This is a genomic window from Pseudomonas cerasi (assembly GCF_900074915.1).
GTDB classification, from domain to species: Bacteria; Pseudomonadota; Gammaproteobacteria; order Pseudomonadales; family Pseudomonadaceae; genus Aquipseudomonas; species Aquipseudomonas cerasi.
On the sequence record NZ_LT222319.1, the window covers coordinates 194,799 to 219,209 of the forward strand.

The following is a 24,411-nucleotide window of genomic DNA, read 5'->3' on the forward strand; positions in this document are numbered from 1 at the left end:
GCCGGTTAGACTGCCTGCCTTACCTGAGGAGTGACCATGACCGACGACATCGATAATGACGAAGAAGACTTTGCTGCCTCGACCCTGATCGAAGCCATCGAAAACCAGATCGAAGCCGGTAATCCGCCTGCAGCCAGAGCGGTCTTCAACATGCTGACCCTGGTGAACTATGAGCGTGAGGATATTCTGGAGATGATGGCCCACGTGCTGGCTATCGAGATCGATGCCTTGCTGGAGCAGGACCGTCCGTTCGACACTCAATGGTATGAAGCAGCGCTGCGCGCCCTGCCCGACCTGCCGCCGGAAAAGTAATCCTGCGCTCAGAGCATGCCAGCAAGATATATGCTGCAAACACCTCAGACGCTGACTACACTGCAAATGCCCCGCTGCCGCTTGATCCTCCGGGGCCACACGCCAAACCGGCTTTAACGGTCATCCAGAACCGACGAGCGCAGATCGGACACGTCGATTCCAGAGCACACCCACCAGCCGGTGAGGTCGTACTACTACAAAAAGTCTGGAGTACCTATGTCGTATACCCCTGAGTTGGTTGCCGAACTGGAAATCCTTGCACTGTTCAATCTGGGAAACACCCAGGAAGGCCTCAAAGTCCACCATGTAGCGGCACCCACGGCCGTCGCAGCAGCACAAAGACTCTTCGATAAAGGGCTGACGACCCAGGTCGATGGCGGTTATCTGACCAGCCTCGGGCTCGAGGCCGCCCAGCATGCCCAATCATTGCTGACCATCCTCAACGTCTCTAAACAAGCTGCCTGACAGGCGCAGGGCCTGCGCACAAAAAAGCGTGGCAGGCCCTTCACTTATTCGAGCGCCAGTCGATACAGGACGTTGGCGCCAGAATAACCATCCGACCGGATCCGCTTCCCTCGGCTGCAAACCTTCTCCGCCATCTTTCTCGGTAATTCACGCCTGCACAGGCCAGATGCCTTGAGTTGCGATGACGCGTAATCCTGAAATTCGCCCCGACCTGGATGAGGGCATCGACCGCAAGGTTCTCAGCCAGCTGCGTAACCGTTTCCTGTCGCTCAACGACGGGCGATACTCGCGTGCGCTGGAAGGTATGTCGACTCGCCAGCAAAGCGTTCTGACCCTGCTGCCGCTGTTCTTTCACGTCAATCATCCGCTGTTGCCCGGTTATGTTTCCGGCAGCACGCCTGCTGGCGTTTCGCATTACGAGCCGGACACGCTGGCCCTGGCCGAGGCGCAGCGGCTGACACGCTCCTTTTCCTACAAGGCCCGGCACGGCAACCCGCCCCAGCCGATTCATGGCCTGTTTCTGATGGGCAGCCTCGGCACACTGGCTCAGGCTGAACAAAGCGATATGGATGTCTGGGTCTGCCACGACAGCGAGCTGGACCCGGAAGCTATCGTCGAACTGCGCAAGAAATGCCAGGCACTTGAAGCCTGGGCTGCGACGATGGGCGCAGAGGCGCATTTCTTTCTGATCAACCCACAGCGTTTCAAGAGTGGCGAGCGCGATTCGCAGCTCAGCTCGGACGATTGCGGGACTACTCAGCATTACCTGTTGCTCGACGAGTTTTATCGCACGGCGATCTGGCTCGCCGGGCGCACCCCGATGTGGTGGCTGGTGCCGGTCTATGAGGAGCAGAATTACGAGGATTACACCCATACCCTGCTGAGCAAGCGCTTCATCCGCGCCAGCGAGGTGCTCGATCTCGGTCCGATGTCGCACATTCCTCCGGCCGAGTTCATCGGTGCCGGATTGTGGCAGTTGTTCAAAGGCATCGAGTCGCCCTACAAGTCTGTGCTCAAGCTGCTGTTGATCGAGGTCTATTCCAGCGAGCATCCTCGCGTGCAGTGCCTGAGTCTGCGTTTCAAGCAAGCGGTGTTCGCCAATCAACTGGACCCGGATGAGCTGGACCCTTACGTGGTCGTGTACCGACGTATCGAGGAGCACCTGCAGGCACGCAACGAGCCGGAGCGCCTGGAGTTGGTGCGGCGCAGCCTGTACCTGAAGGTCAACAAGAAGCTCACCGGGTCGACCCGCATGCGCAACGTCGGTTGGCAGCGTCAACTGCTGGAACGCCTGACGACGGAGTGGGGGTGGGACGAGCGACAACTGGCGCTGCTCGACAGCCGCAGCCAGTGGAAAGTCCGCCAGGTGGCCGGCGAGCGCCGCGCACTGGTCAACGAGTTGAATTACAGCTACCGCTTTCAGAGCCGATTCGCCAAAACGCAAAGCACTGCCGATGCGCTCAACGCCCGCGACCTGACCATTCTGGGGCGGCGCCTTTATGCGGCTTTTGAGCGCAAGGCGGGCAAGGTCGAGTTCATCAACCCGGGCATCGCCCCTGACCTTGCCGAAGATACGCTGACGCTGGTGCATTCCCCCGATAAGCGCGAGCCCGGCAAGCATCAGTGGGCCTTGTTCAACGGCAATCTGGGCATTCATGAGTGGCCGAATTTCTCACCCATCAAACGCAGCCGTGAATTGCTTGACCTGCTGACCTGGTGCCACCGCAATACCGTGATCGACAGCACCACCCGCGTGGCATTGCACCCGGGCGCCAGTGACCTGAGCGAGTTCGAGCTGTTCAACCTGATGGGCGCCTTGCAGCAGAGCATTCAACTGCCACTGCCCGAAGTCAGCGATGAGGCGTTGCTGATGCCCAGTACGCCCAGTGAGATCCTGCTGTTGATCAATGTCGGCGTCGATCCGCTCAGGCATCACCGCGACCTGAATATTCTGATGACCACCGAGCGCACCGACTCGCTCAGTTATGCGGGTGTCCGGGAAAATCTGGTGCTGACGCTGGACCAGATCACCCTCAATACCTGGAACGAAACCCTGGTCAGCCGCTACGACGGCCCGCACGCCCTGCTCGACTGCATGAGCGAACTGCTCGGCAGCCTGCCGCAGAGTGGTAAGCAGCCGCAGATTCACGTGCGCTGCTTCTGCCACAACCGCGCGCCCGCGATTGCCCAGCGTGTTGAAGAACTGATCGGCACGGCGCGTTTGTTACTGGAGAGGCGGCTCAATCACCGTTACCTGATTCAGGTGCAGCAGCAGTATCACGTGCTGGAGATGAAGCCGGGTCAGATCGGACATGTGGTGGTCAACAGCCTGCCGGGTCTGTTCAAGTACCTGGGTGAGGAACTGTCGTCCTACAGCCCGTTGCACTTGGACCCGCAGGCACTCGATGATCACGATCTGTCCCTGATCCTGCCGCTGGGTCAGCCGGAGTGCATTCAGGTGTTCTACCGGGTCAACGAGCCGGATGCTGACCTGTATGTACTCGACGAACACAATTCGCTCTGGCACCAGCGTCTGCCGTATCACGACGAACAAAGCCTGCTGGTGCCGCTGCAGCGCTTTCTTCACGCGCTGGTTTATCGCCGCGGCGCTTCATTGCCGCTGGATGATCCGTCCGCGCCGGTTACGCTGGAAACCCTTTACTATCAGATGCTGCCCTCCGGTGCTGGGCCTGCACGACGTGTCGAACATCGACTGGTGCCGATTGCAGCGGACAAGGCGTTTTACGACGTGCAGGCAATCATCGAGGAAACCTCGCCAGGGCAACTGAACGCCACCCTGTACTGCGACAACAGCGAGTTTTCAGAACTGGAATACGGCGATCGACTGTACGCCGCCGTCGCGCAGCAAATCCTCGGCAAACGCCTGGAGCCCCAGCGCTATCGCTGTTACATCACCGACCTGGATCTTTCCGGTCTGCTGGACGGCAAGCACGGGCAAAGCATCCTCTTCCTGCGCCACAAGGCCGAACTGGAAAAGCTGCTGAACGAGGCGATGGATCAGGCCTGACGTACACTTGTCCTTCCGCGCGCGCCTATCGTTCCGCACGCTCTGCGTCCGCATCCTGGATGCGGACGCGCTCTACGGATGCGGCGCCTTCGATTACTCGTACTCGCCCGCCGCTTCCGGCTGATACTCCACTGCCAGCAAGGTCAGTTTCAGGGTCTTGCCGCCCGGTGCAGGCCAGTCGATGTGTTGGCCGATTTGCAGGCCCAGCAGCGCCGAGCCCATTGGCGCCAGGACCGAGACGGTGCCGTCCGCGCCCGCATCCTGTGGATAAACCAGCTTGAGGTGGTAGTCCTTGCCGCTGACTTCTTCGCGGCAATGCACACGCGAATTCATGGTCACAACGCCCGCAGGCACTTCATCGTGGCCAACCACCTGGTCGGCGCGGTCCAGTTCGGCCTGCAACGCCTGGATACCCGGCGTGTCTTCGTCCTGGCTGGCGATAAAGCTCTCAAGACGCTGTACATCGAGTCGGGTGAGGATGATCGAAGGTGCTGTGGTCATGGTCTGGGCAGACTCCTTTATTCTCCCTGATAAAACAAAACCCCACCAATTGGCGGGGTTTGACGAGCCTCCTGATCTGCAGAGGCATGGCCTGACACTAACACAGCGCAATAAATACACAACCCGACGCGGTTTCAGCCTGCGGCCTGATCAACCTCGGCGCGGGCTCGACGCTGATCGGCCTCATGGCGAATCTGGCGGCGGCGGTCGTCATCGGCCGAGCGCCATTCGCGGATGTCTTCGACATGACGGAAGCACCCCAGGCAAACCTTCTGCTCATCGAGCCGACACAGGCTGATACACGGAGAGGCTACTGCCGGGCTGACGTTGCTGAAAAGCGGCTTGGGCGGTCGAACGGGGGACTGGCTCACGATCAGATCTCGTCGAAATCCAGTTCGACGCCGGCTTGCTCAAGGGTGATGCGCGCAAGCATTTCGCTGAGCAGCTCATCACTGGTGTCGCATGCCCAACGGCTGTTCTCTTCGTCATAATCGAAATGGAAACCGCCGGAGCGGGCTGCCAGCCACAGCTGACGAAGCGGCTCCTGACGACTGAAGATCAGTTGCGAGCCGTTTTCGAACTTGACGGTGAGGACGCCGGCCGAGTTTTCCAGATCGACATCCAGGCCGCTCTCGTCGAAAACATCTTCCAGCACCTGCTGCGTCGCATCGACGAGGTCGTGAAAACGGGCTTCGGTCAAACTCATTGCGGGAACCTCGATAAGTGTCTGCAAATAGCGCAGAGGGGCAAGATACGGACGCAGGCAGGCAAATGCAAAGCTTACTCATCATTGGCAACACACGATCGTATTAATCCGATCAACCACCGCTCTGCTGCGGCTTTCACGCCAAAGGCCCGCCAGACGGGACGCCGCTCGCATAGGCAAGGTGCCGGGGGGTCGGTATACTCGGGCGCAATTAATGCTTTTACAAAGGATTTCGCCATGAAGCGCCTGATCTCTTCGCTTGCTGCGCTTGTCGCGGTCGCTTGTCTTGTTACAGCCTGTGGCCAGAAAGGCCCGCTGTATCTGCCGGATGACACCAAGACCCCGGACGAACAAGCCAAATCGCAATCGCACAAGCACCTTTAAGGGACTCCAATGGACGCCTTCAACTACCGCGACGGTGAGCTGTTCGCGGAAGGGGTAGCATTGTCTGCCATTGCCGAGCGCTTCGGCACGCCGACCTATGTCTACTCGCGCGCTCACATCGAAGCGCAATACCGTGCCTACGCCGACGCGCTGAGCGGCATGCCGCACATGGTCTGCTTCGCCGTCAAAGCCAACTCCAACCTGGGCGTGCTCAATGTCCTGGCGCGCCTCGGCGCCGGTTTCGACATCGTCTCGCGTGGCGAGCTGGAGCGTGTGCTGGCGGCAGGTGGCAAAGCCGAAAAGATCGTCTTTTCCGGTGTCGGCAAGACCCGCGAAGACATGCGTCGCGCCCTTGAAGTCGGCGTGCATTGCTTCAACGTCGAATCCACCGACGAGCTGGAGCGCCTGCAGGAAGTGGCCGCTGAACTCAACGTTCGTGCGCCGATATCGCTGCGGGTCAATCCGGACGTGGATGCAGGCACTCACCCCTACATCTCCACGGGCCTCAAGGAAAACAAGTTCGGCATCGCCATTGCAGCGGCTGAAGACGTGTACATTCGCGCTTCGCAACTGCCGAACCTCGAAGTGATCGGTGTCGACTGCCATATCGGCTCGCAACTGACCACGCTCGAACCGTTCATCGATGCACTGGATCGTCTGCTGGACCTGGTTGATCGTCTGGGCGACTGCGGCATCCATCTGCACCACATCGATCTGGGTGGCGGCCTTGGCGTGCGTTATCGCGACGAAGAACCTCCGCTGGCGGCCGACTACATCAAGGCCGTGCGTGAGCGACTGGCCGGTCGCGACCTGGGGCTGCTGTTCGAGCCGGGCCGCTTCATCGTCGCCAACGCGGGCGCGCTGCTGACCCGTGTCGAATACCTCAAGCACACCGAGCACAAGGATTTTGCCATCGTCGATGCGGCGATGAACGATCTGATCCGGCCTGCCCTGTATCAGGCCTGGATGGATGTCACGGCGGTGCGTCCGCGTGACAGCGAACCTCGTGCGTACGACATCGTCGGGCCGATCTGCGAGACCGGCGATTTCCTCGCCAAGGGTCGCGAGCTGGCGCTGGCCGAGGGCGATCTGCTGGCCGTTCATTCAGCCGGCGCCTATGGCTTCGTCATGAGCTCGAACTACAACACCCGTGGCCGTGCCGCTGAGGTGCTGGTCGACGGTTCCCAGGCTTTTGAAGTGCGTCGTCGCGAAACCGTGGCCGAGCTGTTCGCTGGCGAAAGCCTGCTGCCGGAGTAATCCCCATGCTGCTGCGTTTTACCAAGATGCACGGGCTGGGTAACGACTTCATGGTCCTTGACCTTGTGAGTCAGCACGCGCATATCTTGCCCAAGCACGCCAAACAATGGGGCGACCGCCACACCGGTATCGGTTTCGATCAGCTTTTGCTGGTCGAGGCGCCGAACAACCCGGATGTGGACTTTCGCTATCGAATCTTCAATTCCGACGGCTCCGAAGTCGAACAATGCGGCAACGGCGCGCGCTGCTTTGCCCGTTTCGTACTCGACAAGCGTCTGACGGCCAAGAAGCAGATCCGCGTCGAGACCAAGAGCGGCATCATCGAACTGGATATCCGCAGCGACGGGCAGATCAGCGTCGACATGGGACCGCCAAGGTTTGTCCCCGAAGAGATACCTTTCGAAGCAGCGGAGCAGGCCACCTGTTACACCGTTGACGTCGACGGACAGAGTATCGAAATGGCGGCTGTGTCCATGGGCAATCCGCATGCCGTGCTGCGGGTCGATGACATCAATAACGCACCGGTGCATGAGCTGGGGCCGAAGATCGAGCATCACCCGCGCTTTCCGGCCCGGGTCAACGTCGGCTTTCTCCACGTTGTGGACCGTCAGCGGGCGCAGTTGCGTGTCTGGGAACGCGGCGCCGGGGAAACCCAGGCGTGTGGAACCGGTGCCTGTGCGGCGGCTGTCGCTGCCATCAGTCAGGGCTGGATGGATTCGCCACTGCTGATCGACCTGCCCGGAGGGCGCCTGTCCATCGAATGGGCTGGGCCGGGACATTCTGTCATGATGACCGGCCCCGCAGTCAGGGTTTATGAAGGCCAAGTTCGTCTTTGAGTGAGTAAGTACCATGACCGATCAACCTCCCGCTTCAACAGGCACCCCCTGCGAATCGCCTGTCGATAGCGCAGCGCCAGACCTTGAAGCAGAGGCGGTCATCGCCTTCCTGCTCGAGCACCCGGACTTCTTCGCCGAGCACGACGAGCTGCTGGTGTCGATGCGCATCCCGCACCAGCGTGGCGACACCGTTTCGCTGGTCGAACGTCAGCTCAAGCTGCTGCGCGAGCGCAATATCGAAATGCGCCATCGCCTGTCGCAATTGATGGACGTCGCACGGGACAACGACCGCCTGTTCGAGAAGACCCGACGCCTGAACCTCGCGCTGATGGATGCGACCAGCCTGGACGAGCTGGTCATCGCCGTCGAAGACAGCCTGCGTCAGGACTTTCAGGTGCCCTTCGTCAGCCTGATCCTGTTCAGCGACAGCCCGATGCCCGTGGGGCGCTGGGTCAGCGGTGCCGAAGCACAGAAAGCCATCGGCGGCCTGATTGGCGAGAAGATCATCTGCGGCGCCCTGCGTGAGCATGAACTGGCGTTTCTGTTTGGTGCAGAACAGGGCAAGGAAGTCGGTTCGACCGCCATCGCCAGCCTCAATCATCTGGGCCTGCATGGCGTGCTGGCCATCGGCAGCCGCGATCCGCAGCATTACAAAAGCTCGGTCGGCACCCTGTTTCTCAGCTATATCGCCGACGTGCTGAGCCGCCTGCTGCCGCGCTTCGCCCACTCATTACGCTCGGTTCGCTAGCCATGGAACAGCATCTGGACGCCTACTGCATGCACCTGCGCAGTGAGCGCCAGGTGTCGCCTCACACGCTGGAAGCCTACCGGCGCGATCTGGGCAAGGTTCTGGCGTATTGCCAGAAGGCCCGGTTGTCGAGCTGGAGTGACCTCGATATCCAGCACCTGCGCAGCTTCACTGCCCGCCAGCACCAGCAGGGCCAGTCCTCGCGCAGCCTGGCGCGGATGCTGTCGGCGGTGCGCGGCTTCTATAAGTACCTCAATCGCGAAGGCATCTGCCAGCACGACCCGGCAAACGGCCTGTCACCGCCCAAGGGCGAGCGGCGTCTGCCCAAGACCCTGGACACCGACCGCACCGCACAATTGCTGGACGGCGGCGTTGAAGATGATTTTCTGGCGCACCGCGATCAGGCCATTCTGGAGCTGCTTTACTCATCAGGGTTGCGATTGTCCGAACTGACCGGCTTGAACCTCGATCAACTGGACCTGCGCGACGGTCTGGTGCAGGTGCTGGGGAAGGGCAGCAAGACCCGCGTATTGCCTGTGGGCAGCAAGGCGCGTCAGGCACTGGAAGTCTGGTTGCCGTTACGCGCCCTGACCCATCCGCAGGACGATGCGGTATTTGTCAGCCTGCAAGGCAGGCGCCTGGGCCCGCGCGCGATTCAGGTGCGACTCAAGGCGGCCGGTGAGCGAGAGCTGGGGCAGAATCTGCACCCGCACATGCTGCGTCACTCCTTCGCCAGCCATCTGCTCGAATCGTCACAGGACTTGCGCGCCGTGCAGGAATTGCTGGGTCATGCGGATATCAAGACCACGCAGATATACACGCACCTGGATTTCCAGCATTTGGCTACTGTTTATGACAGCGCCCATCCCCGAGCCAAACGTAAAGGAGCTGCAGATGATTAAGCTGGTGACGTTTGATCTTGACGACACGCTCTGGGACACCGCTCCTGCCATTGCCGGTGCCGAGGTCACATTGCGTGACTGGCTGGGCGAACACGCGCCCAGGCTGGGGGCGGTTCCTGTCGAGCACCTGTGGGAAATCCGCTCGCGTCTCGTGGCTGAAGACCCGTCCTTCAAGCACCGCATCAGCGCCTTGCGCCGCCGCGTGCTGTTCCATGCACTCGAAGATGCCGGTTACGACCCTGACGCGGCACAGGACCTGGCCGACCGGGGCTTTGAGGTCTTCCTGCATGGCCGCCATCAGGTGCAGATTTTCCCTGAGGTGCAACCGATGTTGGAAATTCTTGCCAAGACCTTCACGCTGGGCGTGATTACCAATGGCAATGCCGATGTGCGTCGTTTAGGACTGGCAGACTACTTTGCCTTCGCGCTGTGCGCCGAGGACCTGGGCATCGGCAAGCCTGACCCGGCGCCGTTCGTGGAGGCGCTACGCCGCGCAAGGGTCGATGCCGGCTCGGCGGTGCATGTCGGCGACCACCCCAGGGACGATATCGCAGGCGCCCAGCAGGCTGGCATGCGCGCCATCTGGTACAACCCGCAGGGCAAGGCCTGGGATGCGGATCGACTGCCGGATGCCGAGATCCACAACCTGTCGCAACTGCCCGAGGTGCTGGCGCGCTGGGCCTGAAAGCGCACTGACAGGCGCGCATAGAAAAGCCCGCAGCGACGGCGGGCTTTCCTCATACAGCCATGCAGCCTCAGATAGGGCGGCTACCGTATTTGTTGTCAGGCTTCTTGGGCGGATCGGCGACCACGTTGGCCTCCACTTCCTGCACCTTGCCGCCACGCGCCAGGAATTCTTCCATGGCACGTGCCAGCGCATCACGTTCCTTGTTCTTGGCTTCTACGCTGGGCAGTTCATCGACCGAGACAGCAGCCTTGGCCTTGCCTTTTGCGGGTGCCGCCGGAACGTCGGAATCGTCTGGTTCGGCTGCTTCGTCTTCCGGGGAGGCAGCTGCGAGACCATCGTCTTCTTCGCCGTCCAGATCGTCTTCCAGATCATCCTTAATATCGTCGTCGTCGCTCATGTTGTACCTCATGACTTGCGAAAGCTGATTAGTTATAGCCCAACCGCCCGGAAATGCTAAGGCGATCGGAAAAATTCAACAACCGCTGATCTCAGCGGTGATGTCTACTCACCCTGAAGGGTGGCCAGGACGTTACGAGATCCACCAGCGTCTCGATGTTCGCCCAGGTAAATACCTTGCCAGGTGCCCAGCGCCAGTCGCCCAGCCGTAACCGGCAACAGCAACTGGCAGCCCAGCAGACTGGCCTTGAAATGCGCTGGCAAGTCATCAGGGCCTTCGTCGTCATGTTCGTAGCCGTCCACGCCCTGGGGCACCAGACGGTTGAAAAAACGCTCAAAGTCGCGACGTACCGCCGGATCGGCATTTTCGTTGACGGTCAACGAAGCCGAGGTATGTTGCAGCCATACATGCAGTAGCCCGACACGACAATCGCGTAATGCGGGCAAACCCGCGACTCTCTCGTCAGTCACCAGATGGAACCCGCGGGGCCTGGCCCGCAAGGCAATCCTGGATTGATGCCACATACCGTTCTCCGCACCTTCGGCGCGCATTCTAACTCGACTGAGAAAAAAGCAAAGCGCGCAATAAACCGGCTTCCCTGCAAGTTGACGAAGACTGTCGCAACCTCGTTACCTGCGCTGCGTCACGGTGCCGAAATCATTGACACGGGCAAGATCAATGACAGCAAAAAGCGGCGGTATATCCACAAACGTCAGACAAAAAAATGCCCGGAGACCGGGCATTCTTTTTTGCGTAGGCCGAAGCTTACAAGTTGTAGCCACGCTCGTTGTGTTGCGCAAGGTCCAGACCGACAGACTCTTCCTCGTCGGTGACGCGCAGCCCCATGACCGCATCCAGCACCTTGAGGATGATGAAGGTCACGATTGCGGTGTAGACAACGGTGAACGCAACGCCCTTGAACTGAATCCAGACCTGAGCACCGATGTCAGTCACGGTGCCGAAACCGCCCAGTGCAGGTGCTGCGAACACGCCGGTCAGGATCGCGCCGACGATACCGCCGATGCCGTGAACGCCGAACGCATCCAGGGAGTCGTCGTAGCCCAGCTTGCGCTTGAGGCTGGTTGCGCAGAAGAAGCAGATCACGCCCGCTGCCAGACCGATGATCAAAGCGCCCATCGGGCCAACGGTACCGGCGGCAGGGGTAATGGCAACCAGACCGGCAACCACGCCCGAAGCGATACCCAGAGCACTTGGCTTACCGTGAGTCAGCCACTCGGCGAACATCCAGCCCAGTGCGGCGGCCGCGGTAGCGATTTGAGTAACCAGCATGGCCATACCGGCAGTGCCGTTGGCTGCAGCCGCGGAGCCGGCGTTGAAGCCGAACCAGCCGACCCAGAGCATCGCTGCGCCGATCAGGGTGTAACCCAGGTTGTGCGGTGCCATCGGCGTGGTCGGGAAGCCTTTGCGCTTGCCCAGTACCAGGCAGGCCACCAGACCGGCTATACCGGCGTTGATGTGTACGACGGTGCCGCCAGCGAAGTCCAGAACGCCCCAGTCCCACAGCAAACCACCGACGCCGCCCCAGACCATGTGGGCGATTGGCGCGTAGACCAGAGTGAACCAGATACCCATGAACACCAGCATCGCGGAGAACTTCATGCGTTCTGCGAAAGCACCGACAATCAGGGCAGGGGTGATGATTGCGAAGGTCATCTGGAAGGTGACGAACACCGCCTCAGGGAACAACGCAGCAGGACCGGTAATGCTTGCCGGCGTGATGCCTGCCAGGAACGCTTTACCCATACCGCCAAAGAAGGAATTGAAGTTGACGACGCCCGCTTCCATGCCGGTTGTGTCAAACGCGATGCTGTAGCCGTAGACGACCCACAGGATGCTGATCAGGCCGGTGATGGCGAAGCACTGCATCATCACCGACAGAATGTTCTTGGAACGAACCATGCCGCCGTAGAACAGCGCGAGACCGGGGATGGTCATGAACAGGACCAGAGCGGTCGAGGTCAGCATCCATGCAGTGTCGCCAGAGTTCAGCACCGGCTCGGCCACTGGGTCAGCCGCCAGGGCAAGACCAGGTAATGCGAGGGACAACAGGGCACCGAGCCCTGCGAATTGACGCAGAGTCATATTGTTTTCTCCTGGGGCGTTGGGTTTGGCGGCTTAAATAGCGTCTGTATCGGTCTCGCCGGTACGGATGCGGATGGCCTGTTCCAGATTGACCACGAAAATCTTGCCGTCACCGATCTTGCCAGTGTTGGCAGCCTTGGTTATGGCTTCGATGACACGATCCAGATCCTTGTCATCGATGGCGACATCGATCTTCACTTTGGGAAGGAAGTCGACGACGTATTCAGCACCGCGATAAAGCTCAGTGTGACCCTTCTGACGCCCGAAGCCTTTGACTTCAGTGACGGTGATGCCCTGCACGCCGATTTCAGACAACGACTCGCGCACGTCATCCAGTTTGAACGGCTTGATGATGGCAGTGACTAGCTTCATGAAAACTTTCTCCCGAATTTGGTGGACTTGCCCCAGGAAAACAAACCCGACTCAAGTCTAAGCGCAGTGTCTGGCTTTGTAACGTGCTGGCCGCCTGATCAGGCCAGACCAACTCCAGAAAACCGCTTCTGACGAAACACTTCCCCGCTCCGCCTGCCGCACTGCATTCGTCACAGCGACTGCATCAGTGCATGGGTCATAAGCCACTAAGCAGAAAGCTTGCCATCTCGCGAATATTCATTGAATACAGGCTCTTGGGCTGGTTTTGCACGACCTTGCAGGGTCCATCAAGGAGCGAATGCACAGCAATGGTGCTCATGTGCCCGTCATCGCGCTCCATAAGCGTGCATCGCGCACCTGGGATTGACTATAGACACTGCGTGTTACACTGCCGGCCTCTGATTCAGGAAAATCACCATGCTCGCGCCCAAAGCCTTTCTTGACGCTCTCAGCGGCCACGCCTCTCGCCTGTTCAAAGGCGAAACGCCTGTACCGCGTAGCGAATTCGAAACCCAGTTCAAGGCCCTGCTGCAAAGCGGCTTCAGCAAACTGGATCTGGTCAGCCGTGAAGAGTTCGACAGCCAGATGGCCGTCCTCGCCCGCACCCGCGCCCGCCTGGAAGCGCTGGAGGCCAAGATGGCCGAGCTGGAAGAGAAGGCTGGCGGGGCGGCAGGGACTGAAAAAGCCGAATAAGCTTTCCTTGTTTTGCAGTCAGTGCGCTGCAGCGCTGAACATTGTCATGCACAGCGAGCCAGGCACCTGACCTGCTCGCGAATCTGAACGGCCTTTTCCATTTCTGTCTTGCCCAGGTGGTGAGTAAGTTGCAGGTTCAGCCAGCATTCGTTGCACGATTTGCAAGCGCCTTCAGGCTGCAGGCGGTGCCAGCTCAATGGTCCGGCAATAATCCATGAACAGGCGTGTCGCACGGGTTGGCTGGTTGTTGCGCAGGTAGGCCATGACCAGGGTGGAGGCGGGCATGTCGTCTTCGATATCGAGCTGCACCAGCAGCTCGCCGTCGTAGGTCATGTTGGTTCTGGGGCGCGTGACCAGCACCGAAAACCCCAGGCCCTGGCCGACCATACAGCGCACCATTTCGATCGATGGTGAACTGTACGCGACCACCGGCGCGTAGCCCTTTTCCGTGAAGATATCGATGAAGTAGGTCCTGCTGGGTACGGCGTCGAGCAGGATCATCGGTTCGTGGCTCAGTTCCAGCAAGGTCACGGTTTTCTTTCCGGCAAGAGGGTGGGCTGCTGGCAGCAGCGCATAGGGCTTGTGCGGTGCATTCAATTCCTCCTTGTTGATCGTGGTTCCCAGTTCCAGGTCGTACAGAAACGCCAGATCGAAGCGCCCACGGTGCAGCCCGTGCATCAGTTCATGTTGCTCGCCGTCATAGAGCTGAATGGTGACGTCCGGGTATAAGCGCTTGAAACCGGCCACCAGTCTGGGCATGTAAAGCGGGGCGGCCGATTCAAAACAGCCAATGGCGATAGTGCCGGAGACGTGTTTGTTTTCAGCCCGGGAGTTTTGTTCGAGCTCTTCGGAAAGTCGCAGCAACTCTTTGGCTTTCTCATACACTTTCCCGCCACCGGAAGTTAGCGAAACACCTTGAGCGTGGTGACGGACAAACAGCGGCTGATTGAAGGCTTCTTCGAGATTTTTGATGGCGACGGAAATAGACGGCTGCGAAATATGCAGCTGTCGCGAGGCCTTGGCAATGCTGTCCATTTCGACCGCTGTCACGAAATACTTGAGCTGTTTCAAGGTGAAGTGAGCCACGTGTTACCTCGTGCTGAGCAGACCCTGGACGGCTGCACTTGAATAGCTTTTACCTATGCTTAGCGAGGAGCGTGCCAGCCGCTTGCGTCTTGCGGTATTAGTCGAGCCCGCCGCTAGCCATGCTCATTCAGCAGCATCCCTAAATAATAGACGCTTGCCAGACAAGCCCGCAAATGCGGGCGGCGCACCTATTACGAGCGATTATCGCGGCGTCTTTATTCAATCGCCCTAAAAGTGTGCAATCCACTCGGTGTGACACTAAAGCATCACTAAGCCTTTTTAACGCGCTGCCGCCCTGGAGATGAATACAGGCATCTCTGCTTAGGATTTTCCTATGCTGCGGGCCAAAACTTACTATTTGGCGGCCGGACCTGGCATCAATCATGATGGCTTCAGAAGGGCAAACGGACAGCGTCCCGTTTCAACTTCAACAGGACGTCGCCCATCACTATTCAATTTGCCGAGCGAGCCGACAATGACGTTTGATTGGAAATACATGTTTGGCCTGTTCAGCGATACGGAATTCTGGATGGCCACCTGGACGGTCATTCAACTCAGTGTACTGACCTGGGTCATCAGTATTGTTCTGGGTTTTGTTCTCGCGCTGGCCAAACAATCATCTTTGCCGCTGATCAACTTGCCGGCCAAAGCCTATATCTGGTTATTTCGCAGTTTACCGTTACTGGTACTGCTGATCTTTGTCTACAACTTGCCACAGGCAGTACCCGCTACCTCGGCGGTGCTGGCCAACCCGTTCTGGGCCGGCCTGATTGCCATGGTGATGTGCGAAACGGCCTACGTCGCGGAAATTCATCGCGGCGGCCTGCTGTCCATCGCCAAGGGCCAGACCGAAGCTGCCCGGGCACTGGGCCTGCGTTTCGTGGGCACGCAATGGCGGATCGTGATCCCGCAGGCGCTGCGTGTGGCGCTGCCGTCGCTGACCAACGAATACATCTCCATCGTCAAACTCAGTTCACTGGTTTCAGTGATCTCGCTGACCGAGATCCTGATGGTCGGTCAGCGCCTGTATTCGCAGAACTTTCTGGTGATGGAAACCATGGCGGCCGTGGCGTTCTATTACGTGCTGATCGTGACCGTATTCGACTTCCTGCTCAAACGCCTGGAGCGCTATCTGGACGTCACGCAGCACAAGGTGACCCGCACGCCGGACGCCGAAATGCTTGAGCTGGCCAGCCGCAAATCGGCGGTTGTCGCTCGTCCTGTCATCGACTTCGAAGGGCCGGCACTGCAAGCGACGCGACTGCACAAGGCGTACAACGACATCGAAGTGCTCGGTGCGGTCAGCCTGCAGATTAATTCCGGCGAGGTGGTGTCGGTGATCGGCCCATCAGGCTCGGGCAAAACCACGCTGATCCGTCTGCTCAATGGCCTTGAGCAGATCGACAACGGCGACATCAAGATCAACGGCCAGCCATTCATTCACCTGGTTCGCCAGGGCGCGCAAAAGCCGCGTTACGTGGAGAACGCGGCCTACCGCCTGAACATCGGCATGGTGTTTCAGAGCTTCAACCTGTTTCCGCACCTGACGGTGTTGAACAACCTGCTGCTGGCCCCGCGTTATCACCGCCTGGCTCCAGTCCCCGAGCTCAAGCAGCAGGCCTACGAATTGCTGAACAAGGTCGGGATGATGGAGCACGCCTGGAAATACCCGCATCAGTTGTCGGGTGGCCAGCAGCAACGTGTCGCCATCGCTCGCGCCCTGATGATGCGCCCGCAAATCATGCTGTTCGACGAGCCCACCTCGGCGCTTGACCCGGAGAAGGTCAACGAGGTGTTGCAGGTCATTGAAACCCTGGCCCAGGAAGGCATCACGATGGTCATCGTGACCCATGAAATGAACTTCGCCTTCAAGGTCTCTGACCGCATCGTCTTTATGGAGAAGGGACGCGTGATCTGCGATGACAAACCCCAAGCGCTACGCGACGGCCAGCACCCCCGCGTTGAAGCCTTTCTTAAAGATGTCTCACTGGCCTGAGGCCTTGTTGAAGAGGAGAAGAACATGATCGAGCAATGGCAGATTGACCAGTTTCACGAGCAGGGTTTTCTGGTAGTGGAGGGCGTGCTGGCAGCCGATGAAGTGGCAGCGCTTCAGCAGGACTTCGACCAGTGGGTCGACGACAGCCGCAGTCAGAGTCAGGCCTGGGGGCAGACTCAGGACGGGCGTCCGCGCTTCGACATCGAAAGCGATCATCGGCCGGATCACCCGTCGCTGCGCCGCGTGGCTTCGCCCACGGAGATCTCGCCGGCCTACCAGCACGCGGCATTCCAGTCACGGATGGCAGCCATCGCGGCGCAGCTGATCGGCGGCAATGGCACCCGTTTTCATCACAGCAAGATCAACTCCAAGCTGCCGCACACCGCGACTCAGGTGAAGTGGCATCAGGACTTCCTCTTCACACCGCACAGCAACGATGACCTGGTTACCGCGTTGCTGATGATCAGCGATGTGACCCCCGAAAACGGCCCGCTGAACGTGGCGCCTGGCAGCCATAAGCAGGCGCTCTGGTCGCATTGGCAGAGCGAGCGTTTCACCGGTGCCGTGGAAGATGCGGTGGTTGAACAGCATTGCCAGCAACCGGTCGCCTGCTATGGCCCGTCGGGCTCGGTGTGCTTCATGCACACACGCCTGCTGCATGCTTCAAGCCCCAATGAAACCGAGTTCCCGCGCACGCTGTTCATCAGCGTCTATGCGGCTGAAGACGCATTGCCGTTCGGTGAGAACCCCTTGCCCAGCGAGCATGCCGGGTTGATGGTCGCTGGCCAGGAGAGCGGTCTGGTACGCAGCACCGAGAACCATATCCGCCTGCCGCAGAAACCCAAGGGTGCTTCATTTTTTGTGCAGCAAGCCGGAAAAGACGCCGCCGTTGCCTGATCTCCATGACTCCATGAGGAATACCTATGAAGCTGTCAGCTCTGATTGTTCGTCCCGTAGCCCTGGCTTTGCTGGGCGCGGTGGTTGCCATGTCCTCGTCTGCCGCTTCGGCTTTCCAGCAGCCCGGCAAGATCATCGCCGGCTCGGACATGACGTTCTTCCCCTATGAATACATGGACAAGAACCGTCCCGCCGGTTTCGAAATCGAGTTTCTCGACGGCCTGGCAAAGGTCATGGGGCTCAAGGCCGAGAACATCGACACGCGCTTTCCCAATCTGATCGGCGGGCTGCAGGGCGGACGTTTCGACATCACCAACTCGTCGATGTACATCACCGCCGACCGCCTGAAAGTCATCGACATGATTCCTTACCTGAAAAGCGGCGAGGCGATTCTGTCGGTCAAGGGCAGCGACTATCAGCCCAAGACGCCAGAGGACTTCTGTGGCCACAAGATCGGCTCCATGGCGGCCACTTCCTGGCTGCAACAACTGCAAAAACTCTCGACCGACTACTGCGTGAAGAACGGCCTGCAACCGATCGCCATCAGCGAGTACGGCACCGACCCACAGACCACCCAGGCCATGCTGGCCCATGCCGTCGAAGCGCAGATCACTGACGCAGCCGTCGCCCGCGGCGTGGTCGAAAAACTGGGTAGCCGGGTGGTGATTTCTTCCGAAACCCTGATTTACCCGGTGCTCAACGGCTTTGGCGTGAAGAAGGGCAACGACGAGGTCCGCAAGGCCCTGGAAGACGGCCTTGAGAAGTACAGCAAGACCCCGGAATACGCCGCGTTGCTGGAGAAATACAAGTTCCAGGCACCGACAGCCGATGACATCGCCGCCCTGATGCCCAAGCCCTGACAACCAAAGGACGTGCCTGGCAGGTTCGGCAGGCACGCTCGACCGGAGAGCAATTAGCATGGCCCTTAATTTCGAAGAGCAGACGCGCATAGACCTGGCCGCGACGTTCCGCATCATCGCCCATCTGGGTATGCATGAAGCGGTCGCCAACCACTTCAGCGCGGCCATTTCGGCGGATGGCAAACAGTTTTTGCTCAACCCGAAGTGGAAACATTTTTCACGCATACGTGCCAGCGATCTGTTGCTGCTCGACGCCGATGATGCCGACGCGGCGCATCGCCCTGATGTCGATGCGACGGCATGGTCCATTCACGGCCAGGTCCACCAGCGTCTGCCCGATGCGCGCGTGGTGCTGCACTTGCACCCGGTCTACACCACAGCCGTGGCGTGCCTGGCCAAGCCGCATATTCCGCCCATCGATCAGAACACTGCGCGCTACTTCAACCGCATCGCGGTGGACGAGCTTTACGGCGGCATGGCCGACACGACCGCCGAGGGCGCTCGACTGGCCGGTTTGCTGGAGGACAAGAGCCGCTTGTTGATGGGCAACCACGGCGTGATCGTCACCGCGCCCACCGTTGGCGAAGCCTTCGATGACATCTGGACCCTGGAGCGCGCTTGCCAGATTCTGGTGACGGCCTGGTCCACCGGCCAGCCGCTCAAGGTGCTGGCGGACGATGTCGCCGAGAAGACCGCCCGTGACTGGCAGAAGATTACGGATTTCTCTCATCAGCACTTCGAGGAAATGAAACTGCTGATGATTCAGGCTGACCCCTCTTTGGTCGACTGATCGCCCCTGCTACTGACTGGATGCGCGTCTGCGGATGGCGTAGGGCTTTTTGCGCCCGCGCATCGACGTTTCAACACTTTTCATTACGTCCAACAGGTCGTAAGCCACCTGTCGAGGGATGCCGAGATGACAGAAAAAATCATAGAAATCGATACGCTCGTCGTAGGTGCAGGACAGGCCGGAGTGGCCACCAGCGAACACCTTAGCCGTCTTGGCATCGAGCACCTGGTGCTTGAAAAACACCGCGTTGCCGAGGCGTGGCGCAGTGGCCGCTGGGACTCGCTGGTAGCCAACGGTCCGGCCTGGCATGACCGGTTTCCCGGCCTTGAATTCGCCATGGATCAGGACGGGTTCGCGGGCAAGGAGCAAGTGGCCGAGTACTTCGAGCGCTATGCCCGCAAATTCAATGCGCCGATCAAGACCGGCGTCGAGGTCAAGCGCGTTACCCGCAATACCGGGCGTGCAGGCTTTACCGTCGAAACCAGTGCCGGCACCTATGTGGTCAATCATCTGGTCTCGGCGACAGGGCCGTTCCAGAAACCGGTCATCCCGCCGATTGCGCCGGTTAACGAGGCGCTTCATCAGATCCACTCGGCGCACTATTTCAATCCGCAACAACTGCCCGAGGGCGGCGTACTGGTGGTCGGCGCTGGTTCCTCGGGTGTGCAAATCGCCGAGGAGCTGCTGCTCTCGGGTCGCAAAGTGTACTTGTCGGTCGGCCCTCACGACCGTCCGCCGCGCGCCTATCGCGGCCGGGATTTCTGCTGGTGGATGGGTGTGCTGGGGTTGTGGGACAGCGAAACCATGCAGCCCGGCAAGGAGCACGTGACCATCGCGGTCAGTGGTGCAAGGGGCGGCTACACGGTCGACTTCCGCCGGCTGGCTCAGGCCGGAATGAACCTCGTGGGCCTGACCGAAAGCTTCGTCGGCAACAAGGTGCACTTCCAGAACGATCTGGTGAGCAACCTCGACAGTGGCGACGCGAACTACCTGTCGCTGCTCGATGCCGCTGATGCCTACGCCGCACGCAATGGCCTGGACCTGCCGCTGGAGCCGTCGGCCCGTGAACGCGTGGCGGATGCGCCGTGCATCACCCATCCGCTCAGCGAGCTGGACCTGATCGAGTCAGGCGTCACGTCGATCATCTGGGCCACCGGCTATGCCCTGGATTACAGCTGGCTGCAGGTCGATGCCTTCGACAGCAAAGGCAAACCTCGTCACCAGCGTGGCGTGTCCTGCGAGCAAGGCCTGTACTTCGTCGGCCTGCCATGGCTGTCACGCCGCGGCTCCGCGTTTATCTGGGGCGTATGGCACGACGCCAAACACGTCGCCGATCAGATCGCCACGCAGCACAAATACCGTTCCTATGACGCCGGCAAACGTGCCACCCCCGTCGTGCCGTTGCGCAACGTCAACGGTTGATCATCGCGCTCAATGCCCCCAGGAGTTACCCATGACTACGCCGACTCATACTCGTATCCGCATGTTCAACACCAAGGACACCTACCCCAATCAAAGTCTGAACAACGACCTGTGTCAGGCGGTGCGCGCGGGCAATACCGTGTACGTCAGGGGCCAGGTCGGCACCGATTTCGACGGCAATCTGGTCGGCCTCGGTGATCCGGCTGCACAAGCGCAGCAGGCGATGAAAAACGTCAAACAATTGCTCGAAGAGGCGGGCAGTGACCTGTCGCACATCGTCAAGACCACCACTTACATCACCGACCCGCGCTACCGCGAGCCGGTCTACCACGAAGTGGGCAAGTGGCTGAAAGGCGTGTTCCCGATCTCCACCGGGCTGGTGGTGTCGGCGCTGGGGCAGCCGCAATGGCTGATGGAAATCGACGTGATCGCCGTGATCCCTGAATAAGGACTGTTGCCCATGACTTTTTCCATTGCCGCCCGCTGTGCCAAAACCGGCCAGCTGGGCATTGCCATCAGCTCGTCGAGCATTGCCGTAGGCGCGCGTTGCCCCTGGCTGCGTGCGGGCGTCGGCGCGGTGTCGTCGCAGAACATCACACTGCCGGCCCTGGGACCGCAAACGCTGGACCTGATGGAGCAGGGCATGTCTGCCTCTCAAGCGCTGGACCAGGTCATGAACGCCAGCCCGTTCAGCGAGTATCGGCAGATCACGGCGATTGATCATCAGGGGCGAGTCGCGCATTTCAGTGGCAGCGAAACACTGGGCATCAACAACGCGGGCAGCGGCGATCAGTGCGTGGTGGCTGGCAACATGCTGGCGAGCCAGGCCGTCATCGACGCAATGATTCAGTGCTTCGAGCAGGCAACCGGGCACTTGGCAGAGCGTTTGTTACAGGCGATGCAGGCCGGTCTGGCAGCAGGCGGCGAAGCAGGGCCGGTCCATTCGGCGGCGCTGAAAGTCGTGGGCGAGCAGTCCTGGCCCATCGTCGATCTGCGCGTTGACTGGGCCGAGCACGACCCGCTAGGCGAGCTGAAGCGTCTTTGGCAGGCCTACCAGCCGCAAATGCAGGATTACCTCGACCGCGCCCTGAACCCGGTTGGCGCACCAGGCTACGGCGTGCCGGGAGACGAGCGATGAGCTCCAGCCGCGAGCTGTTGGCGCGGCTGGTGGCCTTCGACACCACCAGTCGCGAATCGAATCTGGCCCTGATCGATTTTGTGGGTGAATACCTCGAGCGCTTCGGCGTCTCCTGCGAGTTGATCTACAACGCGCAGAAAACCAAGGCCAATCTGTTCGCCACCATCGGCCCGGCTGACGTGCCAGGCATCGTATTGTCCGGCCACACTGACGTGGTGCCGGTCGACGGCCAGCCATGGACGTTCCCGCCGTTCGAACTGAGCGAAGCGGATGGCAAACTCTACGGCCGTGGCACTGCGGACATGAAAGGCTACATTGCCTGCGTGCTGGCGCTGGTTCCGGCGCTGACCCAGGCATCGCTGCACATGCCGGTGCATATCGCACTGTCCTACGACGAGGAAGTGGGTTGCCTGGGCGTACGCTCGTTACTGGCATCGCTGCGGGCGCGGCCGGTGAAGCCGATGCTGTGTGTGATTGGCGAGCCGACGGAGTTGCAGCCGGTGCTCGGCCACAAGGGCAAGGTCGCGGTGCGCTGCGATGTACAGGGTGCTGCCTGCCACTCGGCCCACGCGCCCAGTGGCGTCAACGCCATTGAGTATGCGGCGCAGTTGATCGGTGAACTGGGTCGCCTGGGCGAAGCATTACGAGCAGTTGATGCCCTTGACGAGCGCTTTGATCCGCCGTTTTCGACCATTCAGACCGGCGTGATCAACGGCGGCACGGCCTTGAACATCGTGCCCGAGCAGTGCCGTTTCGATTTCGAAGTGCGTGCGCTCCCCACCCTGGACCCGCAGCAGATCGTTACTGCCATGCACGTATACGCCGAGCAAAAACTATTGCCGGCCATGCAGGCCGTCAGTGCCCGGAGCGAGATCCGGTTCACTGAACTGTCGAGCTATCCGGGACTGGATATTCCCCAGCACAGCCAGGCGGCGGAATTGATTGCCGGATTCTGTGGCTCCCGAGCGTTTGGCACAGTGGCGTTCGGAACCGAAGGCGGGTTGTTCGACCAGTCAGGCATTCCGGCTGTGGTCTGCGGACCAGGCAGCATGGAGCAAGGGCACAAGCCGGACGAGTTCATCAGCGTCGCGCAACTTGACGCCTGTGACGAGATGCTCAAACGTGTACTGGCGTTCGCGTCGCAGCCATGAATCGCCCCTGATTTCAGTGATACAGTTGCGCGCCGAAATACGCTAACGACTCGGCGCGCCAGTCATGGACTGGCCACTCTTCCCGGCTACTCGAACGTTCTATGGATGGAAGCATGACTGACAAACGTCCCCTTACTCGCTGGTCCCTGGCCGCAACTCTATTGCTGTGTGTTGGCACGTCGGTTTTCGCTCAGGACTCGGCACTGCATTCCGGCAAATACGAGCAGTTGATGCTGGCCGTGACGCCTGATCATCAAGTCGAGGGTTATTACTCGGAGACGCGCGGCGAGGCATTCAGCTGTGCGTTCTATCTGCAAGGCAAGGTCGAGGCCGGGAAGGGCGCAGCGGTGTCGTCCTGGCTTGATGACGTCTACCCAGGAACACTGAAGGCCTCGGCTGATGGCGTGGTTCTGACGATAGAGCAAGGCCGGCAGCACCCTGGCTGCATGAACGTGTTGGTACCGGACATCGTCACCGGCATGGATCTGACCCGGACCGCCAGCAAACAGTGGGTCGGTCTGGTGACCGTCACCGCGGACAAGGCCTGGCTGCAAAAAACACCGAATGCCAAAGCCACCCGAGGCGCCTATATCGTCAAGGATGACGTTGTCGGGGTTCTGGCATTCAAGGATGGCGCGGCTCAGGTCGAGTTCATCAATGCCAATGATCGCTCGTTTACCGGGTGGATCAGTCAGGACCAATATGCGCGGTTGGCCGCGCCCGGACGCTGATGCCGGACGGGGAGGTCAGCCAATCTGCCGCACTCTGCTGAGATCCGTCGAGGGCGGGCAGCCAAACTGGCGGCTGTACTCCCTGCTGAATTGCGAAGGGCTTTCATAGCCGACGCGATAGCAGGCGCTGGAGGCGTCCAGGCCTTCATTGATGATCAGCCGTCGAGCTTCTTGCAGGCGCAGCTTTTTCTGATACTGCAACGGGCTCATGGCCGTCAACGCCTTGAATCGGTGGTGCAGCGTCGAATTCCCCAGGTTGGCCATGCGCGCTAGCTCGTCGATGCGCAGCGGCTCGGTGTAATGACTGTTCAGCCAGTCGACCGCCCGCGTAACGCGATGCGTCTGCGAATCCCCGACCGCGATTTCGTAGAGTCGCCGCCCGTTGTTGCCGCGCAGCAGCCGGTAGTAGAGCTCCCGAAGTGCGAGAGGCGCGAGCATGCCGATGTCGCGAGGCGTGTCGAGCAGGCGCACCAGCCTCAACACCGTCTCCAGCAATGGCTGATCCATCGGCTCAAGAAACAGGCTCCGCTGCGGCTCGTCCGGAACGCCGTTCAGTGGCGCCTCCGCAATGAGCTGGGCAATGTGCGCAGGCTCGAAATCCAGACGAATACACAGATAGGGTGCCTCGCCACTCGCTTCAAGCACGCGCCCGGCGACCGGCACAGTCACCGCGACGATCAGGTAGTTGAGCGGGTCGTACACATACTGCTCATCGCCCAGCGCAACCTCCTTGCGACCTTGAACGATCACGCAAAGGGCTGGCCGATGCAGCGCATGAATCAGCTCGGACGGCGCGTCGCAGCGGGTAACGTGCAGCGGTGCAATAGCGGTTTCATAAACACCGGGTGCCGCAAAGCGCTGCGTCAGCAACTGGATGATTTCAGCCCGGCAAACATCGGTGCCCGGAGCGCTCGCGGCATTGTGTGTATCCATGAAGAACCCCGTCCC

General features: G+C 60.1%; 28 protein-coding genes and 1 pseudogene. 19 read left to right on the top strand and 10 right to left on the bottom strand.

Annotation, left to right across the window (positions count from 1 at the left end; all coding sequences use genetic code 11):
* The first annotated feature begins 36 nt into the window (after nucleotides 1–36).
* From PCPL58_RS03300 to PCPL58_RS03310, 3 genes are all read left to right on the top strand, one after another.
* A complete protein-coding gene (locus PCPL58_RS03300; protein WP_003344493.1) occupies nucleotides 37–312 on the top strand; it encodes a hypothetical protein in 276 nt (91 codons plus the stop codon).
* A gap of 216 nt (nucleotides 313–528) precedes the next feature.
* The gene (locus tag PCPL58_RS03305) at nucleotides 529–777 is read left to right on the top strand and encodes a TIGR02647 family protein (protein WP_003367562.1); all 249 of its coding nucleotides are present in this window, start codon (nucleotides 529–531) and stop codon (nucleotides 775–777) included.
* Nucleotides 778–958: 181 nt separating this feature from the next.
* Complete coding sequence (locus PCPL58_RS03310) at nucleotides 959–3,805, top strand: class I adenylate cyclase (protein WP_065348815.1); 2,847 nt, start codon at nucleotides 959–961, stop codon at nucleotides 3,803–3,805.
* Nucleotides 3,806–3,898: 93 nt separating this feature from the next.
* On the opposite strand, the gene rnk is transcribed toward PCPL58_RS03310, so the two are convergent.
* From rnk to cyaY, 3 genes are all read right to left on the bottom strand, one after another.
* Nucleotides 3,899–4,306: a nucleoside diphosphate kinase regulator gene (rnk, locus tag PCPL58_RS03315; protein WP_003367560.1), complete on the bottom strand. Its 408-nt coding sequence runs from the start codon at nucleotides 4,304–4,306 to the stop codon at nucleotides 3,899–3,901.
* Nucleotides 4,307–4,440: 134 nt separating this feature from the next.
* A complete protein-coding gene (locus tag PCPL58_RS03320) occupies nucleotides 4,441–4,677 on the bottom strand; it encodes a DUF1289 domain-containing protein (protein WP_003318094.1) in 237 nt (78 codons plus the stop codon).
* Between the two features lie 2 nt (nucleotides 4,678–4,679).
* The gene (cyaY, locus tag PCPL58_RS03325) at nucleotides 4,680–5,012 is read right to left on the bottom strand and encodes an iron donor protein CyaY (protein WP_002555818.1); all 333 of its coding nucleotides are present in this window, start codon (nucleotides 5,010–5,012) and stop codon (nucleotides 4,680–4,682) included.
* Between the two features lie 237 nt (nucleotides 5,013–5,249).
* Here cyaY and lptM point away from each other — a divergent pair, with 237 nt between their 5' ends.
* Genes lptM through PCPL58_RS03355 form a run of 6 tightly spaced genes read left to right on the top strand, consistent with a single transcriptional unit; the run spans nucleotide 5,250 to nucleotide 9,824 of the window.
* Nucleotides 5,250–5,396 carry an LPS translocon maturation chaperone LptM gene (lptM, locus tag PCPL58_RS03330; protein WP_002555817.1) on the top strand — a complete coding sequence of 49 codons (147 nt, stop codon included), beginning with the start codon at nucleotides 5,250–5,252 and terminating at the stop codon, nucleotides 5,394–5,396.
* Between the two features lie 9 nt (nucleotides 5,397–5,405).
* Nucleotides 5,406–6,653, top strand: coding sequence for a diaminopimelate decarboxylase (gene lysA, locus PCPL58_RS03335; protein ID WP_003425829.1), 1,248 nt, complete (start codon nucleotides 5,406–5,408; stop codon nucleotides 6,651–6,653).
* Nucleotides 6,654–6,658: 5 nt separating this feature from the next.
* The gene (gene dapF, locus PCPL58_RS03340; protein WP_044310515.1) at nucleotides 6,659–7,489 is read left to right on the top strand and encodes a diaminopimelate epimerase; all 831 of its coding nucleotides are present in this window, start codon (nucleotides 6,659–6,661) and stop codon (nucleotides 7,487–7,489) included.
* 13 nt (nucleotides 7,490–7,502) lie between these two features.
* A complete protein-coding gene (locus tag PCPL58_RS03345) occupies nucleotides 7,503–8,237 on the top strand; it encodes a DUF484 family protein (RefSeq protein ID WP_003367552.1) in 735 nt (244 codons plus the stop codon).
* Between the two features lie 2 nt (nucleotides 8,238–8,239).
* Nucleotides 8,240–9,139 carry a tyrosine recombinase XerC gene (gene xerC, locus PCPL58_RS03350; RefSeq protein WP_003367550.1) on the top strand — a complete coding sequence of 300 codons (900 nt, stop codon included), beginning with the start codon at nucleotides 8,240–8,242 and terminating at the stop codon, nucleotides 9,137–9,139.
* A complete protein-coding gene (locus PCPL58_RS03355; protein ID WP_003435013.1) occupies nucleotides 9,132–9,824 on the top strand; it encodes an HAD family hydrolase in 693 nt (230 codons plus the stop codon). The genes xerC and PCPL58_RS03355 overlap by 8 nt, the downstream gene beginning before the upstream one ends.
* A 70-nt stretch (nucleotides 9,825–9,894) precedes the next feature.
* Here PCPL58_RS03355 and sutA read toward each other — a convergent pair whose 3' ends face one another.
* The 4 genes from sutA to glnK all read right to left on the bottom strand — a co-directional run bounded on the left by sutA (nucleotide 9,895) and on the right by glnK (nucleotide 12,699).
* Complete coding sequence (gene sutA, locus PCPL58_RS03360; protein WP_003367546.1) at nucleotides 9,895–10,224, bottom strand: transcriptional regulator SutA; 330 nt, start codon at nucleotides 10,222–10,224, stop codon at nucleotides 9,895–9,897.
* 104 nt (nucleotides 10,225–10,328) lie between these two features.
* Nucleotides 10,329–10,748 (bottom strand): secondary thiamine-phosphate synthase enzyme YjbQ, encoded by a 420-nt coding sequence (locus PCPL58_RS03365; RefSeq protein ID WP_065350989.1) that lies wholly within the window; start codon nucleotides 10,746–10,748, stop codon nucleotides 10,329–10,331.
* A 241-nt stretch (nucleotides 10,749–10,989) separates the two neighbouring features.
* Nucleotides 10,990–12,327 (bottom strand): ammonium transporter, encoded by a 1,338-nt coding sequence (locus tag PCPL58_RS03370; RefSeq protein WP_003435008.1) that lies wholly within the window; start codon nucleotides 12,325–12,327, stop codon nucleotides 10,990–10,992.
* A gap of 33 nt (nucleotides 12,328–12,360) precedes the next feature.
* Nucleotides 12,361–12,699, bottom strand: a complete 339-nt coding sequence (gene glnK / locus PCPL58_RS03375; RefSeq protein WP_002555808.1) for a P-II family nitrogen regulator — start codon at nucleotides 12,697–12,699, stop codon at nucleotides 12,361–12,363.
* Between the two features lie 417 nt (nucleotides 12,700–13,116).
* Here glnK and PCPL58_RS03380 point away from each other — a divergent pair, with 417 nt between their 5' ends.
* A complete protein-coding gene (locus PCPL58_RS03380) occupies nucleotides 13,117–13,392 on the top strand; it encodes an accessory factor UbiK family protein (RefSeq protein WP_065348816.1) in 276 nt (91 codons plus the stop codon).
* A 44-nt stretch (nucleotides 13,393–13,436) separates the two neighbouring features.
* Here PCPL58_RS03380 and PCPL58_RS32530 read toward each other — a convergent pair.
* Nucleotides 13,437–13,541: pseudogene (locus PCPL58_RS32530) on the bottom strand (addiction module antidote protein, HigA family); the annotation flags it as partial.
* Nucleotides 13,542–13,563: 22 nt separating this feature from the next.
* A complete protein-coding gene (locus PCPL58_RS03385) occupies nucleotides 13,564–14,427 on the bottom strand; it encodes a LysR family transcriptional regulator (protein WP_065350990.1) in 864 nt (287 codons plus the stop codon).
* 526 nt (nucleotides 14,428–14,953) lie between these two features.
* On the opposite strand from PCPL58_RS03385, the gene PCPL58_RS03390 reads away from it, so the two are divergent.
* The 9 genes from PCPL58_RS03390 (at nucleotide 14,954) to PCPL58_RS03435 (ending at nucleotide 23,463) form a co-directional block, all read left to right on the top strand.
* Entirely contained in the window at nucleotides 14,954–16,474 is a 1,521-nt protein-coding gene (locus PCPL58_RS03390) for an amino acid ABC transporter permease/ATP-binding protein (protein WP_065348817.1), read from the top strand.
* Nucleotides 16,475–16,498: 24 nt separating this feature from the next.
* Nucleotides 16,499–17,371 (top strand): phytanoyl-CoA dioxygenase family protein, encoded by an 873-nt coding sequence (locus PCPL58_RS03395; protein WP_065348818.1) that lies wholly within the window; start codon nucleotides 16,499–16,501, stop codon nucleotides 17,369–17,371.
* A 26-nt stretch (nucleotides 17,372–17,397) separates the two neighbouring features.
* The gene (locus PCPL58_RS03400; protein ID WP_065348819.1) at nucleotides 17,398–18,231 is read left to right on the top strand and encodes a transporter substrate-binding domain-containing protein; all 834 of its coding nucleotides are present in this window, start codon (nucleotides 17,398–17,400) and stop codon (nucleotides 18,229–18,231) included.
* A 58-nt stretch (nucleotides 18,232–18,289) separates the two neighbouring features.
* Nucleotides 18,290–19,021, top strand: coding sequence for a class II aldolase and adducin N-terminal domain-containing protein (locus PCPL58_RS03405; RefSeq protein ID WP_003367530.1), 732 nt, complete (start codon nucleotides 18,290–18,292; stop codon nucleotides 19,019–19,021).
* A gap of 126 nt (nucleotides 19,022–19,147) precedes the next feature.
* A complete protein-coding gene (locus PCPL58_RS03415; protein ID WP_054082343.1) occupies nucleotides 19,148–20,443 on the top strand; it encodes a flavin-containing monooxygenase in 1,296 nt (431 codons plus the stop codon).
* 31 nt (nucleotides 20,444–20,474) lie between these two features.
* Nucleotides 20,475–20,891 carry a RidA family protein gene (locus PCPL58_RS03420; protein ID WP_003408344.1) on the top strand — a complete coding sequence of 139 codons (417 nt, stop codon included), beginning with the start codon at nucleotides 20,475–20,477 and terminating at the stop codon, nucleotides 20,889–20,891.
* 12 nt (nucleotides 20,892–20,903) lie between these two features.
* The gene (locus tag PCPL58_RS03425; RefSeq protein ID WP_065348820.1) at nucleotides 20,904–21,581 is read left to right on the top strand and encodes a DUF1028 domain-containing protein; all 678 of its coding nucleotides are present in this window, start codon (nucleotides 20,904–20,906) and stop codon (nucleotides 21,579–21,581) included.
* A complete protein-coding gene (argE, locus tag PCPL58_RS03430) occupies nucleotides 21,578–22,732 on the top strand; it encodes an acetylornithine deacetylase (RefSeq protein WP_065348821.1) in 1,155 nt (384 codons plus the stop codon). Before PCPL58_RS03425 ends, argE begins: the two co-directional genes overlap by 4 nt.
* A gap of 113 nt (nucleotides 22,733–22,845) precedes the next feature.
* Nucleotides 22,846–23,463 carry a hypothetical protein gene (locus PCPL58_RS03435; protein ID WP_065348822.1) on the top strand — a complete coding sequence of 206 codons (618 nt, stop codon included), beginning with the start codon at nucleotides 22,846–22,848 and terminating at the stop codon, nucleotides 23,461–23,463.
* A 15-nt stretch (nucleotides 23,464–23,478) separates the two neighbouring features.
* On the opposite strand, the gene PCPL58_RS03440 is transcribed toward PCPL58_RS03435, so the two are convergent.
* Entirely contained in the window at nucleotides 23,479–24,396 is a 918-nt protein-coding gene (locus PCPL58_RS03440; protein WP_065348823.1) for an AraC family transcriptional regulator, read from the bottom strand.
* Nucleotides 24,397–24,411 lie beyond the last annotated feature (15 nt).

What these genes read in the sequence shown, in the direction of transcription:
- PCPL58_RS03405 (WP_003367530.1), top strand. Translation starts at nt 18,290, where the DNA reads ATGGCCCTTAATTTCGAAGAGCAGACGCGCATAGACCTGGCCGCGACG.
- PCPL58_RS03435 (WP_065348822.1), top strand. Translation starts at nt 22,846, where the DNA reads ATGACTGACAAACGTCCCCTTACTCGCTGGTCCCTGGCCGCAACTCTA.
- PCPL58_RS03300 (WP_003344493.1), top strand. Translation starts at nt 37, where the DNA reads ATGACCGACGACATCGATAATGACGAAGAAGACTTTGCTGCCTCGACC.
- rnk (WP_003367560.1), bottom strand. Translation starts at nt 4,306, where the DNA reads ATGACCACAGCACCTTCGATCATCCTCACCCGACTCGATGTACAGCGT.
- PCPL58_RS03345 (WP_003367552.1), top strand. Translation starts at nt 7,503, where the DNA reads ATGACCGATCAACCTCCCGCTTCAACAGGCACCCCCTGCGAATCGCCT.
- sutA (WP_003367546.1), bottom strand. Translation starts at nt 10,224, where the DNA reads ATGAGCGACGACGACGATATTAAGGATGATCTGGAAGACGATCTGGAC.
- PCPL58_RS03440 (WP_065348823.1), bottom strand. Translation starts at nt 24,396, where the DNA reads ATGGATACACACAATGCCGCGAGCGCTCCGGGCACCGATGTTTGCCGG.
- PCPL58_RS03415 (WP_054082343.1), top strand. Translation starts at nt 19,148, where the DNA reads ATGACAGAAAAAATCATAGAAATCGATACGCTCGTCGTAGGTGCAGGA.
- dapF (WP_044310515.1), top strand. Translation starts at nt 6,659, where the DNA reads ATGCTGCTGCGTTTTACCAAGATGCACGGGCTGGGTAACGACTTCATG.
- PCPL58_RS03395 (WP_065348818.1), top strand. Translation starts at nt 16,499, where the DNA reads ATGATCGAGCAATGGCAGATTGACCAGTTTCACGAGCAGGGTTTTCTG.
- PCPL58_RS03390 (WP_065348817.1), top strand. Translation starts at nt 14,954, where the DNA reads ATGACGTTTGATTGGAAATACATGTTTGGCCTGTTCAGCGATACGGAA.
- argE (WP_065348821.1), top strand. Translation starts at nt 21,578, where the DNA reads ATGAGCTCCAGCCGCGAGCTGTTGGCGCGGCTGGTGGCCTTCGACACC.
- PCPL58_RS03425 (WP_065348820.1), top strand. Translation starts at nt 20,904, where the DNA reads ATGACTTTTTCCATTGCCGCCCGCTGTGCCAAAACCGGCCAGCTGGGC.
- cyaY (WP_002555818.1), bottom strand. Translation starts at nt 5,012, where the DNA reads ATGAGTTTGACCGAAGCCCGTTTTCACGACCTCGTCGATGCGACGCAG.
- lptM (WP_002555817.1), top strand. Translation starts at nt 5,250, where the DNA reads ATGAAGCGCCTGATCTCTTCGCTTGCTGCGCTTGTCGCGGTCGCTTGT.
- PCPL58_RS03400 (WP_065348819.1), top strand. Translation starts at nt 17,398, where the DNA reads ATGAAGCTGTCAGCTCTGATTGTTCGTCCCGTAGCCCTGGCTTTGCTG.
- PCPL58_RS03385 (WP_065350990.1), bottom strand. Translation starts at nt 14,427, where the DNA reads ATGGACAGCATTGCCAAGGCCTCGCGACAGCTGCATATTTCGCAGCCG.
- PCPL58_RS03380 (WP_065348816.1), top strand. Translation starts at nt 13,117, where the DNA reads ATGCTCGCGCCCAAAGCCTTTCTTGACGCTCTCAGCGGCCACGCCTCT.
- PCPL58_RS03305 (WP_003367562.1), top strand. Translation starts at nt 529, where the DNA reads ATGTCGTATACCCCTGAGTTGGTTGCCGAACTGGAAATCCTTGCACTG.
- PCPL58_RS03365 (WP_065350989.1), bottom strand. Translation starts at nt 10,748, where the DNA reads ATGTGGCATCAATCCAGGATTGCCTTGCGGGCCAGGCCCCGCGGGTTC.
- xerC (WP_003367550.1), top strand. Translation starts at nt 8,240, where the DNA reads ATGGAACAGCATCTGGACGCCTACTGCATGCACCTGCGCAGTGAGCGC.
- PCPL58_RS03420 (WP_003408344.1), top strand. Translation starts at nt 20,475, where the DNA reads ATGACTACGCCGACTCATACTCGTATCCGCATGTTCAACACCAAGGAC.
- glnK (WP_002555808.1), bottom strand. Translation starts at nt 12,699, where the DNA reads ATGAAGCTAGTCACTGCCATCATCAAGCCGTTCAAACTGGATGACGTG.
- PCPL58_RS03370 (WP_003435008.1), bottom strand. Translation starts at nt 12,327, where the DNA reads ATGACTCTGCGTCAATTCGCAGGGCTCGGTGCCCTGTTGTCCCTCGCA.
- PCPL58_RS03355 (WP_003435013.1), top strand. Translation starts at nt 9,132, where the DNA reads ATGATTAAGCTGGTGACGTTTGATCTTGACGACACGCTCTGGGACACC.
- PCPL58_RS03310 (WP_065348815.1), top strand. Translation starts at nt 959, where the DNA reads ATGACGCGTAATCCTGAAATTCGCCCCGACCTGGATGAGGGCATCGAC.
- lysA (WP_003425829.1), top strand. Translation starts at nt 5,406, where the DNA reads ATGGACGCCTTCAACTACCGCGACGGTGAGCTGTTCGCGGAAGGGGTA.